Annotated in this window: 4 protein-coding genes; 2 read left to right on the top strand and 2 right to left on the bottom strand. The window is 36.4% G+C overall.

Annotated features, from left to right (window positions below):
• The first annotated feature begins 244 nt into the window (after positions 1 to 244).
• Both V7150_RS25060 and V7150_RS25055 read left to right on the top strand, forming a co-directional pair.
• On the top strand, positions 245 to 433 hold the full coding sequence (locus V7150_RS25060) for a hypothetical protein (protein ID WP_335523691.1): 189 nt from the start codon (positions 245 to 247) through the stop codon (positions 431 to 433).
• A 102-nt stretch (positions 434 to 535) separates the two neighbouring features.
• Positions 536 to 715 carry an H-type small acid-soluble spore protein gene (locus tag V7150_RS25055; protein WP_335523689.1) on the top strand — a complete coding sequence of 60 codons (180 nt, stop codon included), beginning with the start codon at positions 536 to 538 and terminating at the stop codon, positions 713 to 715.
• Positions 716 to 797: 82 nt separating this feature from the next.
• Here V7150_RS25055 and V7150_RS25050 read toward each other — a convergent pair whose 3' ends face one another.
• Complete coding sequence (locus V7150_RS25050; RefSeq protein ID WP_335523685.1) at positions 798 to 959, bottom strand: hypothetical protein; 162 nt, start codon at positions 957 to 959, stop codon at positions 798 to 800.
• A 79-nt stretch (positions 960 to 1,038) separates the two neighbouring features.
• Positions 1,039 to 2,340 carry a NarK family nitrate/nitrite MFS transporter gene (locus V7150_RS25045; RefSeq protein ID WP_335523683.1) on the bottom strand — a complete coding sequence of 434 codons (1,302 nt, stop codon included), beginning with the start codon at positions 2,338 to 2,340 and terminating at the stop codon, positions 1,039 to 1,041.
• Positions 2,341 to 2,437: the final 97 nt, after the last annotated feature.

Raw genomic sequence — 2,437 nt, 5'->3', positions numbered from 1 at the left:
TTCCTCATTAATATAAGACGGTTTAACAAAAAAAAAGTTTCATTTTTTTATTTGCCATTTCTGAAACACCTACAAATAAAATCCAATTAGTGGTAACATTTCTACCTATCATAAACTTGAAACATGTGCAGCGCAATATGAATATAGTCTTATCTTTTACTGAATGGATATTGAATAATTTTATATTTATTGGAAAACATAACCGCGAAGGACAAAAGAAATAAATTGAAAAGAGGAATCGCTAATGCCCAGAAATAGACCGGAGTTTACCAAAAGTCCTTATTTCGTTGATGAACCTGGAAATTGGCATTTAAAGCAAGGTGCTCCAAAGGAACAACAAATTGAGTTAGCAAATTACTTGTCTAGCCTTGAAAATATAGATGAGCCTGGAACCATAAATGGAGTACAGATTCAATTTCCTTACAACCGTTAAAAATTATATATAATAGAAGTAAACGGTTACAACCTTTATTTTTGTATGAAAAGTTAATTCAGTTCAAAAAAATATAATGACCATTTTTTAGGAGTGAAAGCCATGAATGTTAACCGTATAAAACAAATTTTATCTTCTTCAGCAGATATTGAAGTTAAATACAATGGGGCTTCTGTTTGGATTGATCAATTAAATGAAGATGGGAACACAGCAACAGTTCATTTACGAGGACCGCTTGAAGAAAGAACAACAGTTGAAATTGCTGAACTGATAGAAGAATAATCTTTTAATACCATCTTTTCGTTGAAAAAGTTATTTTCATTATTATAAGTACCAAAATTTAAGGCAGGATAGAAATCCTGCCTTAAACCATATCTTCGTTCTCTTTATCAATATTACTAGGTGCGGGCTGATTATTCTGTACCATACTTCCAAGGACTTCTCTCTTATAACCCCCAGCATCTTTACCAGCACCTGGGGCAATGTTCGCCATTGGAAGCTGCTCCAATTCTTTACCTCTTGGCATAATTTTTCACTCCTTTTTATTACGATGCCCAGTCTAATAAAAAGTTTACCAAGAAGACCCATTTACATAATTTTGGATATTATCCAACCTGTTTTGCTAATGATTTTGCACCTGTACCCTTTCTTTGATAAAAGTACCAGTTGAATCCAAAAGAGATCACATAGAATCCGATAAAGAAGTAGAAAGCTGTAACTGGTGTGCCAGTCGTATTAACAGACCAACCAAAAAGCTTTGGAATAAAGAATGAGCCATAGGCAGCGAATGCCGCTGAAAATCCGATAACTGGTGCAGCTTCTTTTGGGATAAAGAGTGTTGGAATCATTTGGAATGTTGAACCAGAACCAATCCCTGATGCTAAGAATAATACCAAGAAAGCAATTAAGAATCCTGCAAACTGTTTATCATTTATGAAGTAAATAACACCTGCTGCCCCGATTCCCATGATGACTAATACATATGCTGTAACTCTTGCACCACCAAGTTTGTCAGCCATCCAGCCCCCGACTGGTCTTGCAGCTGCTGCCACTAAAGCACCAAGGAAGGCAAGGGAGAGGTGTTCAGGGAATTGAGATTTTAATAATAACGGGAATGCCGCTGAATATCCGATAAAAGATCCAAATGTTGCTACGTAAAGAACAGTCATGATCCAAGTGTGTTTCCGTTTTACAATCACAAATTGGTCTGCTACGGATTGTTTTGCTCCTGGAACATTATCCATTTTAAAGAAGGCAAGCAAAGTCATTATTACAATTGGGATTACCCAGATAAATGCTGCGTTTTGTAACCAAACTTCCTGGCCATTTGCTAGTACTTGTTTGTCGCCAACAAGTGCGAAAGTACCTAAAGTAATAATTAATGGTGTAACAAATTGAACAACTGATACTCCCATGTTTCCTAAACCGCCATTAATTCCAAGTGCAGTGCCTTTTTCCTTTTTCGGAAAGAAAAAGCTAATATTTGCTGAGGAAGATGAAAAGTTCCCGCCGCCAAGACCGCAAAGTGCTGCAAGTAAAAGCATAATCGAAAAAGGTGTATCTGGATTTTGGACAGCAAAACCAATACCGATTGCAGGAATCGCAAGAACGGCTGTTGAAATAACTGTCCAGTTCTTTCCGCCTATTGATCCAACTGCAAATGTATAAACAAAGCGCAATGTTGCACCAACTAGACCTGGGATTGCTGCAAGAGTAAATAATTGTTCTTCGGTAAAATGGAAGCCGATATCATTAAGTCTAACAGCAACTACTGACCATATCTGCCAAACGATAAATGCGAGCATCAAAGATGGTACGGAGATCCATAAGTTTCTTCTTGCATGTTTTTTTCCTTCGGTATTCCAGAACTTTTCGTCTTCTGGATTCCAATAATTAATTCGGGCCATGATAAATTCCCCCCATATTGTTTCAAAATTTTATTTTTGCGTAATTGATGATGTTGTTGATGATGTTACTATAAACCATATGGTAAAATGTTTTTTG

The organism is Neobacillus drentensis (genome assembly GCF_036965245.1).
Lineage (GTDB): Bacteria > Bacillota > Bacilli > Bacillales > Cytobacillaceae > Neobacillus > Neobacillus drentensis_G.
Note: the sequence above shows the minus strand (reverse complement) of the source record. Positions and strands in the feature narration are given on the sequence as shown.

Bases quoted from the DNA above. Each gene is read 5' to 3' on its own strand.
- V7150_RS25060 (WP_335523691.1), top strand. From the start codon at position 245: ATGCCCAGAAATAGACCGGAGTTTACCAAAAGTCCTTATTTCGTTGAT.
- V7150_RS25055 (WP_335523689.1), top strand. From the start codon at position 536: ATGAATGTTAACCGTATAAAACAAATTTTATCTTCTTCAGCAGATATT.
- V7150_RS25050 (WP_335523685.1), bottom strand. From the start codon at position 959: ATGCCAAGAGGTAAAGAATTGGAGCAGCTTCCAATGGCGAACATTGCC.
- V7150_RS25045 (WP_335523683.1), bottom strand. From the start codon at position 2,340: ATGGCCCGAATTAATTATTGGAATCCAGAAGACGAAAAGTTCTGGAAT.